The 16,464-nt window shown below is 58.2% G+C and carries 15 protein-coding genes; 6 read left to right on the forward strand and 9 right to left on the reverse strand.

Features of this window, described 5'->3' with window-relative positions; translation table 11 throughout:
- The first annotated feature begins 39 nt into the window (after positions 1-39).
- The 3 genes from infC (at position 40) to GSQ81_RS16370 (ending at position 2,388) form a co-directional block, all read left to right on the forward strand.
- Positions 40-648, forward strand: a complete 609-nt coding sequence (infC, locus tag GSQ81_RS16365) for a translation initiation factor IF-3 (RefSeq protein ID WP_158912295.1) — start codon at positions 40-42, stop codon at positions 646-648.
- A 541-nt stretch (positions 649-1,189) separates the two neighbouring features.
- Positions 1,190-1,366 (forward strand): hypothetical protein, encoded by a 177-nt coding sequence (locus GSQ81_RS19740; RefSeq protein ID WP_174237974.1) that lies wholly within the window; start codon positions 1,190-1,192, stop codon positions 1,364-1,366.
- Between the two features lie 119 nt (positions 1,367-1,485).
- Positions 1,486-2,388: a hypothetical protein gene (locus GSQ81_RS16370; RefSeq protein ID WP_158911717.1), complete on the forward strand. Its 903-nt coding sequence runs from the start codon at positions 1,486-1,488 to the stop codon at positions 2,386-2,388.
- 92 nt (positions 2,389-2,480) lie between these two features.
- Here the strand turns inward: GSQ81_RS16370 and alaS are convergent, their stop codons facing one another.
- The 4 genes from alaS to GSQ81_RS16390 are packed head-to-tail and all read right to left on the reverse strand — an operon-like array spanning position 2,481 to position 7,452.
- Positions 2,481-5,315, reverse strand: coding sequence for an alanine--tRNA ligase (gene alaS / locus GSQ81_RS16375; protein WP_158911718.1), 2,835 nt, complete (start codon positions 5,313-5,315; stop codon positions 2,481-2,483).
- Between the two features lie 31 nt (positions 5,316-5,346).
- Entirely contained in the window at positions 5,347-5,928 is a 582-nt protein-coding gene (locus GSQ81_RS16380; RefSeq protein ID WP_158911719.1) for a CDP-alcohol phosphatidyltransferase family protein, read from the reverse strand.
- Positions 5,925-6,890 (reverse strand): DUF429 domain-containing protein, encoded by a 966-nt coding sequence (locus GSQ81_RS16385; RefSeq protein WP_254060247.1) that lies wholly within the window; start codon positions 6,888-6,890, stop codon positions 5,925-5,927. Before GSQ81_RS16385 ends, GSQ81_RS16380 begins: the two co-directional genes overlap by 4 nt.
- Positions 6,826-7,452, reverse strand: a complete 627-nt coding sequence (locus tag GSQ81_RS16390) for a regulatory protein RecX (protein ID WP_158911720.1) — start codon at positions 7,450-7,452, stop codon at positions 6,826-6,828. The genes GSQ81_RS16385 and GSQ81_RS16390 overlap by 65 nt, the downstream gene beginning before the upstream one ends.
- 157 nt (positions 7,453-7,609) lie before the next feature.
- Between GSQ81_RS16390 and GSQ81_RS16395 the strand changes: the two genes are divergently transcribed.
- Positions 7,610-8,182, forward strand: coding sequence for a PEP-CTERM sorting domain-containing protein (locus GSQ81_RS16395; protein ID WP_158911721.1), 573 nt, complete (start codon positions 7,610-7,612; stop codon positions 8,180-8,182).
- 103 nt (positions 8,183-8,285) lie between these two features.
- Here the strand turns inward: GSQ81_RS16395 and GSQ81_RS16400 are convergent, their stop codons facing one another.
- Together GSQ81_RS16400 and GSQ81_RS16405 are read right to left on the reverse strand one after the other, a co-directional pair.
- Positions 8,286-10,532 carry a S9 family peptidase gene (locus tag GSQ81_RS16400; RefSeq protein ID WP_158911722.1) on the reverse strand — a complete coding sequence of 749 codons (2,247 nt, stop codon included), beginning with the start codon at positions 10,530-10,532 and terminating at the stop codon, positions 8,286-8,288.
- 121 nt (positions 10,533-10,653) lie between these two features.
- Positions 10,654-11,973 (reverse strand): sensor histidine kinase, encoded by a 1,320-nt coding sequence (locus GSQ81_RS16405; protein ID WP_158911723.1) that lies wholly within the window; start codon positions 11,971-11,973, stop codon positions 10,654-10,656.
- Positions 11,974-12,081: 108 nt separating this feature from the next.
- Between GSQ81_RS16405 and GSQ81_RS16410 the strand changes: the two genes are divergently transcribed.
- Positions 12,082-12,996, forward strand: a complete 915-nt coding sequence (locus GSQ81_RS16410; protein WP_158911724.1) for a hypothetical protein — start codon at positions 12,082-12,084, stop codon at positions 12,994-12,996.
- Positions 12,997-13,256: 260 nt separating this feature from the next.
- Positions 13,257-14,027, forward strand: coding sequence for a hypothetical protein (locus tag GSQ81_RS16415; protein WP_158911725.1), 771 nt, complete (start codon positions 13,257-13,259; stop codon positions 14,025-14,027).
- Positions 14,028-14,105: 78 nt separating this feature from the next.
- Here GSQ81_RS16415 and GSQ81_RS16420 read toward each other — a convergent pair whose 3' ends face one another.
- From GSQ81_RS16420 to GSQ81_RS16430, 3 genes are all read right to left on the reverse strand, one after another.
- Complete coding sequence (locus GSQ81_RS16420; protein WP_158911726.1) at positions 14,106-14,372, reverse strand: hypothetical protein; 267 nt, start codon at positions 14,370-14,372, stop codon at positions 14,106-14,108.
- 224 nt (positions 14,373-14,596) lie between these two features.
- The gene (locus GSQ81_RS16425; RefSeq protein WP_158911727.1) at positions 14,597-15,946 is read right to left on the reverse strand and encodes a M56 family metallopeptidase; all 1,350 of its coding nucleotides are present in this window, start codon (positions 15,944-15,946) and stop codon (positions 14,597-14,599) included.
- Positions 15,943-16,332 (reverse strand): BlaI/MecI/CopY family transcriptional regulator, encoded by a 390-nt coding sequence (locus tag GSQ81_RS16430; protein WP_158911728.1) that lies wholly within the window; start codon positions 16,330-16,332, stop codon positions 15,943-15,945. Before GSQ81_RS16430 ends, GSQ81_RS16425 begins: the two co-directional genes overlap by 4 nt.
- Positions 16,333-16,464: the final 132 nt, after the last annotated feature.

Here is a 16,464-nt window from a genome sequence, read left to right on the forward strand (position 1 = left end):
ACGCATAGCGGGCCGCAAAGCACGCTGTGGAGGCGACTTATTCCACCGATTGATAAACGTTCCGCCAAGTCTTTCATCCGCACCAACGAACGTATCCGCGCACGCGAAATCCGCGTCATCGACGAGAACGGCGAACAACTCGGCGTCATGGCTCCCTTTGAAGCCCTCAAGATGGCCCGCGAACGCTCTCTCGACCTCGTAGAGATCTCCCCTAACGCCGTTCCCCCCGTCTGCAAGATCCAGGACTACGGCAAGTTCCTCTACGAGAAGGACAAGAGCGACCGCGCCGCCCGCAAGAAGCAGAAGATCATCGTCATTAAAGAGGTCAAGTTCTCCGTCACCGTCGACGAGCACGACTACCAGACCAAGAAAAATCAGGCAGTCCGCTTCCTCGGCGAAGGCGACAAGGTCAAGGCGTCACTCCGCTTCAAGGGCCGCCAGATGGCCCACCGCGACCTCGGTTACAAGATCATTAACCGCCTCATCCTCGACATTGGCGACGCTGGCCTGGTCGAATTCATGCCCCGCATGGAAGGAACCACGCTTCATGCCATCATCGCCCCTTCGAAGAAGGCGGAACCCGCACCCGTAAAGAAGCCCACGCCAGCCCCGGCGACCTCTGCAGAGCCCTCTTCGATCCAGGCATAAGTAAAGATACCCCCGGCTTTGATCCTCTGGTAGAGGTGATCAAAGTCGGGGGTTATCTTTTTCTAAACACCCCTTAAAATCCATCTTCTCTCGCAGCATCTTCGCTTGACGGCTGCGGCGCGCGTGGCAAAAGCCGGCAGATCTCTTATAGGGACCAGCCGCAGCTTTGTTCTGTGAGCTGGTCCGCTGTATTTCCCCCTGCCCAGGCTCCCCGCTCTAAAAAGAGAAATAAAAGCGAATATAACTGGTTGGACAGGACGCAAACTCGCCGCTGGCTCTGATCCGTCTAGGGTTCCCGATTTGGGTAATAACTTCTAGTTAAGGCCAATAGAAGAACTAATTTTCCACTTTATGCAAGTTAAAACTGCATACCTTTGCGCATGGCAAAAACTGATAGTTACGTCAGTCACTTTTGCAGTTTCATACTGTGTTATGTAATTGATTCTATTGGACTTACTCCCAAAACGATCCTACTCTCAGTCTATCGAATCTGTCCACCAAAATCGACAGTAGAGAAATACAACTTTTGGGGTACTCAGTCATGAAAAACATCGTCCGCGCTTTCGTCGTCGTCCTCGCCCTCACCGGTGCCGCTGCCACCACCCAGACCTCCTCCGCCTCCTCCAAGACCATCGTCATCGCGAAGGTCAGTGCCCTGCCGACGCCCACCTGCCCCCTGAACTCTCCCAATGCTTGCAATCTGCGTGGCGGCTGGTAATTTAGTTCGTCACGTTTATCTTGTCTGAACCGTGCAAAATAATGCATTGCTCGGCAATTAGATGTTGTGTGCCCCCTTGGAATAGGCTAGGCTTTTATCAGTCTCATGGGGACAGCAAGATGAACCAAGCGTGGCTAATATCGTTTTTCACTTATCTCGAACCGGTGCTCTGCGCAGCAGCTCTCTTCTTCCTGCTGCGAAGTAAAGCTTCTCGTAGTTTCGGATACCTTATCGCGCTGCTGGGCGTAAGGCTCGGATCTTACGTGATGGGCATGGGGTTAATTCACCTCAATGTAATTGAAGTGCATCTTGCCTATCGTCTTTATTTTTATGTTTACTGGGGATCCTATGCACTGGAAGCGGTTCTCTCGCTCCTAGTTGTCTACAGTATCTTCAAGTTATCCATGGCCCCGCTTAAGGGACTTCAAACGTTGGGCATGTTGATATTTCGGTGGGTAGCCGCAATATCCGTAGCAGTGTCTATCGGGATTGCCATTGCGCCACATCATTCAGGATTGGATTTTGTTATCGCATTAGTTACGCAGATTCAGCAGACATCGAGCATCCTTACTCTCTGCCTGCTTCTCTTCGTATGCTTTGCCATTCGTCCGATGGGGCTGTCATATCGCAGCCGCATCTTTGGAATTAGTTTAGGGCTAGGCATCTTGGCCACAACGGATCTGGTTCGGGCAGCTTGGCTCTCCCATTTTTCGACGAATATGTATTCTTCAGTGAACATGATCAGTGAGCTTGCAATGTGCGCCGCACTTTGCATCTGGGCGGTGTATTTTGCCTTTCCAGAGCCCAAGCGTCGCCTCATCGTGCTGCCCACTACATCGCCATTCCTTCGCTGGAATCAGATATCTCAAGCCCTCGGCGACGATCCGGGTTATGTCGCAGTTGGCGGCATCGCGCCGGAGCTCTTTGCTCCTGCTGAAATTGAGATCATGAAGCGAGCCTCTGCGATGATGCCTGCACAGTCGGTTGAGACTCAGTCCAATCTCCGCTCCATCTCTGCATAACCACGATTCAAACCGGACTGGATACTAACTAGAAGAACGGCAACAGCGAAAGCTGTTGCCGTTCTGCTTTGTTTACTGCTGGCAACAATTGGCTACAGCAATCCCTCAACCACCGAAGCAGCTTTTGCAAGGGCGCCATCCAATGCCGAGACATCGCTGCCTCCGGCCTCTGCCAGATCGGGCCGCCCTCCGCCTTTCCCGCCAACCATCCCTGCCAGCAATCCGACGATCTTTCCCGCCTGCACCTTCGAGGTAAGGTCCTTGGTCACGCCGACGATCAACGAAACCTTGCCGTCTGCGCCAGCGCCGAGAACCACAACGCCGCTTCCGAGCTTGGTACGCAGGCTATCCACCAGCGTCCGCATCTGGCCTTTATCTAACGAATCCACTCGCTGCGCCAGCACCTTGACACCCTTCACCTCTACCGCTGAAGAAGCAGCATCCGAGACGGAAGCCGAAGCCGACTTCATGCGAACTTGGTCCAGCTCGCGCCGCAACTTTTTCATCTCTTCTTCCTGCGTGGAGATCCTATGGCGCAGCGCGTCTGCGGGCGCGCCATCCGTCGAACCCACCATCTGTCCCACGACCCTGGCCACATCGAAGCCACGGCGAAATTCTGCCAAAGCTCCCGTTCCGCTCACAGCCTCCACACGGCGCACGCCCGACGAGACCGAACCCTCGCCAATCAGCTTGATCAGACCAATCTCACCTGTCGCTCCCGTATGCGTTCCGCCGCAAAGCTCAGTCGAGAAGTCTCCGATCTTGACGACGCGCACGCGATCGCCATACTTCTCGCCAAACAAGGCCATCGCGCCCAGCTCATTTACGGCAACATCGATGGGCACATCCACCAGCGTCTGCACGGAAGCATTCCCGAGGACCTGCCAGTTCACGATGTCCTCAATCTGCTGCAACTCCTCGTCGGCCACGCCGGTGAAGTGCGAAAAATCAAACCGCAAACGCGAAGCGTTCACCAGCGACCCCGCCTGCTTCACATGCTTGCCCAGAACCTCGCGCAGCGCCGCGTGTAGTAGATGCGTCCCGGTATGATTGCGCTCCGTAGCCCGGCGGTTCTCGGCATCGACGACGGCATCCACTACATCGCCGACAGCAAGTGTCTGCCGCGCCACCACCCTATGCGCGAACACTCCCTGCACCGGCTTGGTTGCTCCGCTGACGTCGGCAACCACCGTATTGTGATCGTCCGAATAGAGCCAACCCACATCGCCCACCTGCCCGCCCGAGTCCGCATAGAAGCTTGTCGCATCGAGCACCACGTCGCCCTGCTCCCCCGCCTTCAACTCCGGCACGCCCACGCCATCCTTCACCAGCGCAAGCACCCGAGTCCCATCCACCCGCAACGTCGAGTAGCCTTCAAACTCAGTCTTCGCCAACTCGCGATAGACCGGAGCCGCCGACTTCTGCGAGCCACCCTTCCACGAAGCACGCGCGCGTTGCTGTTCTTCCGCCTTCGCAACCTCAAAACCTTCCATATCAAAATCGAAACTACTATCCTTGGCTGCCTCAGTTAGGAAATCGAGTGGTAGACCGAAGGTTTCATAGAGGCGGAACGCTTCTCGTCCATTCAATATTAGCGGGCTGCCGGCTAAGCGCAGTACTTCGGCAGGTCTACGCATTCCCGAGCCGGTTTCTGTGTGGGGCTTGGCTAAGAATTCTTTAATTGCTTGGTTTGGCGGATTCCTTTCAATCTCTTTGAATAATGAATTCTTTGAGGAAACATCTAAAGCAAATGCCATTTCCAGCTCACGCCAACCAGTAGTCAAGACTCGAGCAAACTGCTGCTCCTCAGCCAGCACGACCTTCGCGACCCGCTCAGCCGACTCCTTCAGCTCCGGATACGCCGCGCCCATCTCATCGCGCACGGCAAACACCATCTCGTGCATAAACGGCTTCTCCTGCCCCAGCAGCCGTCCATGCCGAATCCCACGCCGCAGAATCTTCCGCAGCACATAGCCACGGCCTTCATTCTGAGGATGCACTCCATCCGAGATCAAAAATGTGGCTGCCCGTGCATGGTCGGCAATAATCCGCAGCGAGGCACGCGAGCGATCATCGACCTCGTGATCCGCCTCAACCTTATGTCCGGTCAACTGCTCCGCCCGCTTAATCAGCGGAGTAAACAAGTCCGTCTCGAAGTTCGACAGCACTCCCTGCAGCACCGCCGAAACCCGCTCCAACCCCATCCCCGTATCAATCGAGGGCTTCGGCAGCGGAGCCAGCACCGGTCCATTCGCCGTCATCGAGCGGTCGAACTGCATGAACACCAGGTTCCAGATCTCGACATACCGCTGCTCGTCCCTGGGAAACGGAACGTCCTCACCCGTTTCCGAAGCCGCGATGCCAAGGTCGTAATAGATCTCCGAGCAAGGCCCGCACGGCCCGGTATCGCCCATCGCCCAGAAGTTATCCGCTGCGCCCATCTCAAAGATTCGCTCCGCCGGAACGCCCACATCCAGCCAGAACTGATAAGCCTCCGCATCCCTCGGCACCGCATCATCGCCTTCAAAGATCGTCACATACAGCTTCGCCGCATCGATCCCAAACCACTCGGGCGACGTCAGCAGCTCCCACGCATAGGCGATGGCGTCCTTCTTGAAGTAGTCGCCAAAGCTGAAGTTGCCCAGCATCTCGAAGAAGGTATGGTGCCGTCGCGTGAAGCCGACGTTCTCCAGATCGTTGTGCTTGCCGCCCGCGCGCACGCACTTCTGCGAGCTTGCCGCCCGCGAGTACTCGCGCTTCTCCGCGCCCAGGAAGACGTCCTTAAACTGATTCATCCCCGCATTGGTAAACAGCAGCGTAGGATCGTTCGCCGGCACCAGCGAAGAAGAGTGCACGCGGCGGTGCCTCTTGGTCTCAAAAAACCGCAAAAAGTCTTCCCGAATCTGGCTTCCCGAACGATATTCCATATGGCTAAAAGTTTATCAGTGCGAGCCGCCTCTATTCAGCCAGCATGATCTTTCGCAAAGCCCACGCCTGTCCCAGAGTCTTCACATCATTCTTCCATCTAGGCAAAATCAGAGACATCGCTAGTCCCTCGAGATTCACTACGATTCCTAATACCAACGCCACCACAATCAAAGTAGGCTGCTTATCGAAGCTCAACACCGCAACTACGGCCACTACAATCACCAATCCCCAGCATTTTGCCAGGTAGGAGTGGTAGCTAGCTGTTTTTCGATACTTCCAGAAGTCAAACAGGCATCGGAATACTTCTAAGCTGAACAACGCGGCAAAGAGCCTCAAGTTACCCCATATCACCCCTGGTTCACGCATTAACAACGCTCCAACCACACCCAAATAGAAGATAGTGTCAGCGATCGAATCGGAGACGCGTAAAGAAGCTGTCTCAACTCCCCATCGGCGAGCCAGGATGCCATCGTAGATATCCGATAGCAATGCAACTATCACGATTCCCCCTAGCCAGCCATGTTCAGTCCCAATAAGAATCAACGGACCAAAAAGGGCTCGCATTCCCACCATTACCCACGGTACCCATCGCAGCAATGCATGCAGTCTCATTTCTCCTGCACCCCAGGCCGCCACGTAATCCCCTCTAGCTTCAATACCGCATCCTTTGTAGCCTTCAACCGCACAAACTCATCCTGCCAGCGCACCATCTCCATCGCGCACACCAGAGCATCGAACGCATCCTCACTACCCAGCGCCTTCGCCATAACCCCACGCGGCAACTTCACATAAGCCTCATCGGTCTTTTTCTTCGCTGCCAGGTAAGCCTTTCGCGCCACAGGATTACTCTTTGCCACCGCGCCCGTCAGCAGCCGCGTATACATCTCCACCAGCAGCGGTTGCGGCTTCTTCGCGCCAAGAGCTGCGCTCTCATCCGGCCAAACCCGAAACCCCGCCTCTCGCAGCTTCAACAGAAATGGCATCGCCCGCAGCGACCCCGTACCTACGCTGCCCGAGCCGCCAATCTGAAATGGAGACTTCGGTGTAATCCCCTTCACCTTCGCCGCCCGTTCCGGGTCCCTCGCCATCAGTTGCGGAGCGAACTTGTTATCCATATCCGTCCACCGCATCGACCGGTGCAGCCCCTCGCCGCAAAACTGCGCTGGCCGTTTATGCGGTTTCCCCCAGAACCGCTCATCGCGCTCCACATCCTCGCACTCCCGAGCCAGCCAACGCTCGCCATGCCCCGACGCAACATGCTGCCAAAAGTCGAAGACCGTAGCGCACCCATGCTCCTTGAGAAACCATGCCGGAAAGCTGAAGCAGCAATCGATCCCCACCACCATTCGTGGAGTCTCCCGCGCCATCTCCACTAGCCACTCCATCAACTCCTCGCGCGTGCGCCCTGCCTCCAGCGTCACTACTCCACGCGTCGATACCCCGGCCCAGATATGCCGCCGCTGCCCGGCTGCATCCACCCTGCCGCTCCAATCCACGGCAACGATGCGCTCAATTATCGTCATCGTTGTCATCGTTCTGCCGGGCATACGCATCTGAATCTGCCGCTGGCTCATGCCGCTCCGCGTACTCGTCGGCGCTATTCTCCTCAAGCCCCGCGAGCGAATCTTCCGGCACGTCCCACTCCCGCAGCACCTTGAAGATGGACGAGGAAGAAAACCCCGCCCGCATCAGCCTTCCCATCACCCGCGCCGTCTGCTTCTGCGCGTCCGGCCCGCTCGGCTGCTTCATCCTCTTCCGCGCAACATACGCCCGAGCCAGAGCCACCTCATCCACATCGTCATACGCCTTCGCCAGGGTAGCCGCGACCAGTTCTTTGTGAACGCCCTTCTGCATCAGGTCCTGCTGCACCCGCCGCCGCCCGTGCTTCTCGTTCTCCTTGCGCAGCCGCGTGTAGTCGGCGGCAAACCGCGTATCGCTCAGATACTTCAGCTCCGTCAGCCGAACGACCACGGCATCCATCGCCCGCTCCCCAGCCTCACCCTCCTCAGCGCGGTTCTTCATCAAGCGCCTCAGATCGCGCACCGTCCGCATCCTGCGCGCCAGCACGCCCACAGCATACTCAAACAGACCAGCCTCACCCACCGGTTCACGCTTCTTCGGTCTCGCAAACGCCATCTTTAGTCCTCTTCACCATCATGCATCACGACTATGCATTTCTATTCCTATAGACAAATTTCTCGATTAGACTTACGCTGTTTTGCAACATCATAGCCGTTGCTCCACTCCTCCCCATGGCGCTTCCCGCAGACTCTTGTTTGTTCGAGGAAAAACTATGCAAATCTTCAAGTGGTCCGCAAGTATCGCCATCGCAGTTGTTCTACTGGTTCTTTCTTCAACCGCATACGCCGATACCTATGAAATCTTCGATCTCGGCGGTGACAATGGCCAGCATATCCAAGGAATTGACGCCTCAGGGGCAGTCGTTCTCCTCGATATCTTCGATGGCTACTACAGCGTCTACAACGGCGTAGCAGGATCCCCCTCGACTACAGATCCAGGCTTGACCTACGACAATGGAACGCCGTGTTCCCCGGTCTTATCCGCAGGGATGTCGGTCCTTGGCCGGGCATCCTGCAACAATGGACATGAAGTGTTTGGCGGCTATTACCTGGATGTCAGCAAAGGATTGTATACCGGTCCTGACCCTGCCGACTTTCTGCAAAGTGGCTCCGTCGACGCGCTGGTCTTGAACTCCGCCGGTGACTTTGCCTGGTCCGATGGTGCGTTTGAGGAAAACTATCTGGCCATCGATCTCAGCTCGCAGGCCCCAGAACCGGACAGCATTCTGCTCCTTAGCACAGGCCTGCTCGCCGCAGTCGGAATGCGCCGACGCCTCTTCTCATAGAGGAGTGGCTTTTGCTGTTGTCTGCAACGCTGCCTTAAGCCGTCCTCCAGCCCTAAGCGAGAGCGAATGAGCAGCGGTTGCTGTGCCTCATGGTTGCCTTGAGCTACAGCGTGTTCGCAACTGAATAGGTCCCGCTATGCGTCCACTGATCGCACCAGTCATTCACGGTCTTATACCAAAGCTCTGAGTTCTGCGGCTTCAGCACCCAGTGTCCCTCATCGGGAAAGTAGAGCATCTTGCTCGGCACATGAAGCTGTTGCAATGCCGTGAACAGTTGGAACCCCTCCGACACGTCCAGCCGATAGTCCTTCTGCGAATGAATGATCAGCGTAGGCGTCTTCGCATTCTCGATCGACAGCATCGGCGACCATTTCCTGAACGGGTCTTCCGCCACCGGCCCCGCAGCATACTTCCACGGTTGCCCCGGCCCGGTCGTTCCCGGCCGCTTGAACTCCCACTCGTTGAACCAAAGCTCCTCAGTCGTTCCATACGCACTCTGCGGGTTGTACATGCCGTCATGGGTCACGATGCACTTGAAGCGGTCAGTGTGCGTTAGCACCCAGTCGGCCATGTATCCGCCATAGCTCGCGCCCAGCGCGCACTCCCGCGTCTTGTCGATAAAGGGATACTGTTTCTCCGCATAGTCCAATCCTTTCATCAGATCGACATAGGCCTTCCCGCCCCAGTCGCCGCTCACCTCGTCGACAAACTTCTGCCCATAGCCGGTTGAGCCGCGCCGATTGATCATCACAACGACGTACCCGTCCGCTGCGAAAAGCTCCGCATTCCAGCGATAGCTCCACGCATCGCCCCATGCCGTCTGCGGTCCGCCATGCATCAGGAACTTCAGCGGATACTTCTTCGCGGCGTCGAAGTTCGGTGGCCGAATAATGAATCCCTGCACCGACGTATTTCCCGCACCGGGGAAGATGAAGCTCTCCATCTTTGGCAGATCGAGTTGGCGCAGCAACGCATCGTTGAGGTGTGTCAGCCGTACTACCGGAGCGCCCCCGCCACCCGCAGCGTTCAGGGCAATCGAGGCAACCTCTGCAGGATGCCGCACCGTCTGCACCATCGCGATAAGCGCCCTCCCATTCGGCGAGATCTGCAGTCCGCCATACTCCGCCTTGTTCGCCACTGCCGTCGCCTCGGGAAGCCCCACCTGCGTCGACAAGATGTTCTCCTCGCCCATCTCGCCGCTGGCAAAGTAGATCGTCTTCGAGTTCGGAGCCCAGGTGAACTCGTCCACCCAGTTGTCGAGCTTCGGCAGCATCTCTGTAATCGCCTTGCTCTGCCGGTCGAACAGCATCAGCCGAAAGCGGTCGCTCTCGAATCCCGCCCGCGCCTGCGACCGGAACGCGATGTACTTTCCGTCCGGCGAATAGGCAGGAGCGTCATCGCTGCCCGGCGAGGTCGAAATCTTCACCGCTCGCGCGTCGGGATCGTCCAGCCGCAGCGTGATCACATCGTTGTTCGTGCTCGTCGCCGGAACCGGGTCAAGGTTCGTCACATACGCAATCTCCTTCGAGTCAGGAGCCCACGCATAGTCCACCGGGCCGCCCAGCGAAAACACCGGAGCCTCGGCATCGCCGATCTCCCGCCGCGGCGTCAGATCGCGCACCGTATTGCCGTCCGTCACACTCACCACCAGCACATGGCTGCGCTTATCGCCGATGTAATGGTCCCAGTGCCGATACAACAGATGCGTAAAGATCGTCGCCTTCACCGGGCTCGCTGCCGCCGCATCGTCCTTGCGCTTGTCGCAGGCATCTTCTTCCAGCCAGGACTCCTCATCGCTGCACTCCGGATAGACCCGCGACACAAACAAAATTCGTTGCGAGTCCGGCGACCACACTGGCCCGTCAGCCTCTGTACTCACATTGGTCAACCGCTTCGGCGTTCCCAGCGTCCCCGTCGCCTCGTCCCACGAAGCCACGAAGATCTGCGAGTGCCCGGTCGTGCCGTCCGTCGCCACAAACGCCACCTGTTTGCCGTCCCGCGAAAAGCGTCCCTCGGTCTCCCCCTCTTTCCAGAAGGTCACCTGCTTCTCTGAAGAGGGCGAAGCCGTAACGTGTCCGCCCTTCAGCGGCACCACCCAAAGATGGCTCACCTTGGTATTCGCCGCCAGATCGACATCGGTTGCCGCGAACATCACCCATTTGCCGCTCGGCGAGACCTGCGGATCGTCGATTCGCTTCATCCGCTGCAGATCGGCAAACGTCATTGGACGTTCGCTCAAAGCCGCTGCCAAATCCGTCACTGTGGCCTCGTTCGAAGCCACCCCGGTACTCTGTCCCAACGCCACCCCACCCAAAACCGTTCCCAGAATCAACCCTGCAAGCATCTTCATCGCGTCAGTCTACTCCCGTAACCCTCTCTCAAGCCTCAAAAAGTATCTTGCCAGACACTACAACAACCCCGCATCTTGCCGTGTCAGGATCAGCAAGAGCCCCGGTGTTTCTGAATTTGCTCTAAGCGACCTCACGCGTGGCTCCGGAAAAATTCTGCGCGGAGACCGCTCCCAAAGGCAGCTCCACCATCACCGCCGCCCCATACGGATGCAGGTTGAACGCGCTGATCTCCCCGCCATGCTCATGCACGATCCCATAGCAGATTCCAAGCCCCATCCCCACGCCCGGCCCCAACGGATCGAACACTCGCCCCGGCTCCTCGAAGCCCGGCCCGGTATCGCTCACAATCATCTGCACCGAGTTCGCGTCATGGCTCACCGAAACGCGTATCTCCCGCTCCCGTTCCGCCTCGTCCCCGATCGAATCGATGGCCTGCGCGGAGTTATTCAGCAAATGCTCCAATACCTGCCGCAACGCATCTCCATCCCCCCGCACCGCCCGCACATCGTCCTCCGCATCCACCACCAGCAGAACTCCGCGGCTCTCCAGCTTCTCCTCGCACTCGGCGGCCAGTTCCCGCAACAATCCAACAAGCTCCACCGGCTCATCGATGCGCGTCCGGGACTGTCCGAAGTTCACAAGCTCCTGCACCGTCTGCTGCATTCGCAAGGCTTCGTTCACAATCGTCTTTGCGTTCGCCTGTACCCGGCTCTCCTTCGCCGTCTCGGCAATCTGCTCTGCAAACTCCAGCACTGCCGTAAGTGGAGAGCTCAGCTCATGCGCCACCCCGTTCGCGAGCATCCCGAAGCCGGCCATCTTCTCCGCCTGTTGTAGTTGTTCCACCATCTCGGCGCTTTCGATGGCGCGCCCCAGCTTCACTGCCAGCGCTTCCAGCGGTGAAATCGTCTCTTCCACCGTCTGCCGCCGCAGGCTCATTAGACCGTCGGCACACACTGCCAAAGCGCCCCTCACCGCTCCGGTAGAAGTCTGCAGCGGAATCAGGATCGCACGTCCACATCCTGCTTCAATAGAGTTCTTTCCAAGCACCATGGCAAAGCTTCTCTTGCCCAGGCGCGTGCCTGCCTCGTCCGGCGTCGCCTCCCTCATGCGTCCGCCACAGACCTGAAGCTCCTGAAGGGTGATCTCGTCGACCCCCACGCTGCCCGCCACCTGCAACTCTCCTCCGCTATCCTGGGTCAGCATGGCAACTCGCAGAAACGCGCTCTTTTTGGATACCAGCTTGCACACGCGCTTTGCCAGTCCACTTAAATCTTCTCCATGCAGCGCGGCATCGAGTCCGGCATAAGCCTCAAACTCTTCACGAATCCTGCGGTCGCGCTGGCGCTCTTTTGCATGAAGGCGCTGTTCGTGCGCCATCAACGACACTGCGCCTGCCAGGCCCAGGACGCCAATCATGCACCCCCAATGAAGAGCCCACATATTACTCAGCCAGCCCAATATCACCAACCCTCACTTTTAGCGTCTATTCTTTAGATAGGGGAGGGGGAGGTACCGTTGCCCCACCTGTTTTATTGGAGCCCTCGCAAAATGAAGCTGTTTTCCCGCTTTCGCGCCCCAGCCGCCCTCTTGACTGCATCGCTCTTAGCAGCCTCCTGCCTTACCCTCGCCACCGTCGCTGCTCCCCGCGCAGCCATGGCGCAGGAGCCCGCAGGCTTCGGCCCGCTCGATTCCACCCCGCCTAAAGACCTGACCCCACAGCAGATCATCACCAAGTTCGCCGCCCGCGAGTCCGTCTTCAACGTCGCACGCCAGAACTACAGCTTTCGCCAGACCGTCAAAGTCGACACCCTCTCCGAAGACACCAACAAGGTTGACGGCGAATACATGCAGGTCACCGATATCCTCTTTGATTCCAGCGGCAAACGCGACGAGCACGTCGTTTTCGCCCCGCAAAACACCCTCGAGCGGGTCATGATGTCCCCCGCCGACTTTCAGGACATCGAGCATCGTCTCCCGTTCGTCCTCACCACCGAAGACCTGCCCCAGTACGACATTACCTATCTCGGCCGCCAGCACATCGACGAGATCGACACCTACGTCTTCGACGCCAAACCCAAGGTACTCGAAAAAGGGAAGCGCTACTTTCAGGGCAAGGTCTGGGTCGATCAACAGGACTTCCAGATCGTCCTTGTCAACGGCAGGTCCGTGCCCGACGACAAACGCAAGGGGCACGAAGACCTCTCCCCGCCCTACACCACCTACTATCAGCAGGTTGACGGAAAATACTGGTTCCCCACCTACACCAAGGCCGACGGCACGCTGCACTTCGACGCTCAGCAGGGTGCTTTAAGCGATGATGTCCACCTGCGTACCGTAGTCAAATACACCGACTACAAGCAGTTCCACGCCACCAGCCGCGTCATCTACGACGGTCAGGACATCACCGACAACAAATCCCCCGGAGACAACAAGCAGCAACCGCCGACGGCTACCAAGCCTTGATCTCTGATGGCTTTTTAAAAAACTAAGCCACGTCATCTCAACCGAAGCCGCGCGGCTCTATCGCGCGGCGCAGTGGAGAGACCCCTGTATTTTGTCGTTGCCTGTCACCCCGGCTCGCTAAGCGCATCAACGAATTGACGTAGTATTCGCTTGCCTGCTTCGCAACGCAGGGGTACTATTCCTGTGTTCCCAACACCACAGCTTCATGGGCCCCCTTACAGAACGACGTTGGAACAGCGTTGGTCACACAGGAGGGTAAGATGTCCGCCAAAAACATTCTCAATTTAACTATGGTTGCCGGCCTTGCTGTCGGTACTGCCTTTGCCCAGGCTCCACAGGTCCCTCAGGCCGCCCAGTCCGTCGTTCCGGCTGACGGCATCACCATGGACATGATGCCCATCACGCCGGACCAACTCACCGGCTGCCGCCAGCAGGCCTCCGGTCAACTCTCCGATGAGCAGAAGGCGCTCCACGACCGTGAGCACGGCCAGGACAAGGACAAGATGGCGCAGGGAGCCATCACCGGAACCACCGGCGCCGTCACCAGCGCGATCTCGCGCGGCCACGGCTGGGGCTACTGGGGGAACCATAGCAACAACGGCGCACAAACCGCTGCCGCTACGGGAGCCACCCAGCGCACCGATCGCAACAGCGATAACGTCGCCAGCACGACCGCCACCAGCCAGACGGTCGGCGTCGACGCCTACCAGCAGTGCGTGCTCGGCATCAAGGGCTCGGAGTACGTGACCTACCGCTCAGCCCATCCGCTCAACGGTGTTCCAGCCGCTACGCCTGTGGCCGAGCCTGCGATCGCCTCCGCTGCGGTGCCTCCACCACCCAACGCTTCGGCGTCGCCGGTACAGGACGAGGGCGACGGTAAGCACTTCGTCCTCACCGAGCCCGGCCAGACCAACTCGGTCGAAGTGACCCAGTCCGCCACCAACAAGAACGCCTATGTCGACGCATCCACCGGCAACAGATACATCGTCATGCCCGACGGCTCGGTCAAGAAGATCGTCCACCACAAATAGCTTCTCTCCAAAAGAAGAAAAGCGCACTGCTCATCGCGTCATCGCGGCAGTGCGCTTTTCCCTTGTCTTCTGTCTGCGCTAAACAGACTCGCAGTGCGCACTGGGGTCTTCATGCTGCGCCGTCATCCAGCGGTCGATCATGGTGCCTGCGCAACGTGCGCCGCACAGGTGCTTCACTCCTTCTTCGTGCGCCTGCCGCTGCTGCCATCGGGTCAGCTTGATCAGCGGCTGGTCGTCACCGGGGCTGATTCCCTCGAAGCAATCTGTCCATGCAAGCCACCACAACTCATTCTGGTTTTTCTGGTTGCCGCATACATCGCACTGAAAACTTTCGCTTCGCGCCATTCAGGACTCTCCTGCCGCTGAAATTATCACACTTGCAACACATCCCATGCGACAAGAATCCCAATGCTCTTCCGCCACCCAATCCACGTCGTCTCGACCGAAGCGCAGCACAGTGGAGCGACCCTCTATTCCGCCTGCACCACATTCGCACAAAAAAAGACTGACCGGCGATCTGATTTCCTCACCGGCCAGCCCATACGCTTTTCAATATCCAATCCCGTTCATCACCCCTCGATGTTGAAATTGATATTGATGGTCGTCTCTACTGCCACTGGCTCTCCATTCAGCAGATACGGCTTGTATTTCCAGGTCTTTACCGCGGTTAGAGCGCTCTGGTCATAGTCCTTGCGAAGGCTCTTGACGACACGCACGCGGGTTATGCGCCCATCTTTATTGATGATGGCTCGCAAAGTGCATGTGCCATCCACGGTGTTCTTGTCGGCCCTTGCTTTCGCGGGATAGACCGGGTTTTGGCCGCCGAGCCTGCTTCCAGCCATGATTGCACCTTGCACCTTCACGGGATGGTTAGGGGCGGCCGCCATCATCGCAGAAGCAGGCGGAGGCTCATTCACGTCCAGACGCAGCGCCAGCGCCGACCCGCAAGTCGCAACTCCTACCACAACGCACACCGCCGCAACCCCAATCCGCAGCAATCCTCTCGTCTCTTTTGGCTTCGTCATCAGGCTCATAACTCTCCTCTCCAGAATGTTGGCATCGAAGATTCCGATGGCGTGAATGTTCATGGTCTGCGTCTGGCTCGACATCAGCGACGCCAACCGCAGCAGCGATCGTGCATAGTGTTCTCTTGTGGTTACAAATTCAGCCGCCATCGCATCGCACACCAGCTCGCGGCTCTGCCGTATCTGCGCCTTCAGCCATCGCGTCATCGGGTGATAGCTCACCGGTAGTGAGACCAGCTCATACAGCACGTTCTTCGCATAGTCGCGCCTGCGCATATGCGCCAGTTCATGCCCCAGCACCGCCTCCACATCGCTTGCCTCCGCCTTCTCCATAAACTCCGGAGGCACCAGCAGCACTCTCCGCCGAAGGCCCAGCGTCAGCGGTCCCGCCACCATCGGCGTGCTTGCAATCTCTGCATCCGGCACATCGAAGCTGCGGCAATACCGCTTCCACACCGCGGCCAACTCTCCAGTCAGCGACAGCCGCCGCGACCCGCGCCGCAGCCCATTGCTCTGGATCAGTCCCCACGCCAGCCGCCCGCATAAGAACAGCGCAAAGCCGAGATACAACATCGTCGCTCCGTGTCGCAGCCAAAGCGGCAGGTACAGAGATGCTCCTCCCACCTGCGTAAATCTGCCCATCTCCACCTGTACCGCCGTCGCCCCGGCCCCCACTCCGGCACCGCCGAAGATACGCGGCATTCCGAAAACGGCCCCGACGCAGGCCGGTAGAATCGCCGCAATCATCAGCGCTGCCACCCAGACCCGATGCTCCGCCTGCGGCCCCATCCGCCGCACCAGCCGGGCGCAGCCATATCCTGCCAGGCACACCAGCGGGACCTGCCACAGCGAGTTCACCAGGTATCCCAGCACAAACGCTTCGAGTCCGCTCATCGCTCGCCTCCACCTTCTTCTATCTCTTCCAGCTTGCGGCTCAGTTTGGCGATCATCTTCGCATCGATCTGCTTGCTCTTGATCAGGCTCATCACCAGCTCTTCGCTCGACCCGCCGAACATGCGGTCGACCACGTCGCGGAGCGCATGGCTCAACGCCTTGGCCTCCGACACGGTAGCGCTGTACTCATACGCCCGCCCCTGCAGCTTCCGCTTCAGCTTGCCCTTGCGGTGCAGAATGTTCAGCATCGTCTGAACAGTCGTGTAAGCCAACTGCTGCTCCAGCCCCTCCTGCACCTCGCCCACATTGCTCGTGCCCCGCCGCCAGATCACCTGCATGATCTGCAACTCCAGCTTCGTCAAACCTTCTTTATCCTGCTCGCCCATGGCACATCTCCTAACAACTTAGGACATTACGCCGAGACTTCAACGCGTGTCAACTAAAAACTTAGGAGATAGCCCGGAGCTGGTTCTTCACCCGTCGCTGTTGTCGTTATTCCTGGCTTCTGGGTACGCCAA

The sequence above is a fragment of the Granulicella sp. L56 genome, from assembly GCF_009765835.1.
GTDB lineage: Bacteria > Acidobacteriota > Terriglobia > Terriglobales > Acidobacteriaceae > Edaphobacter.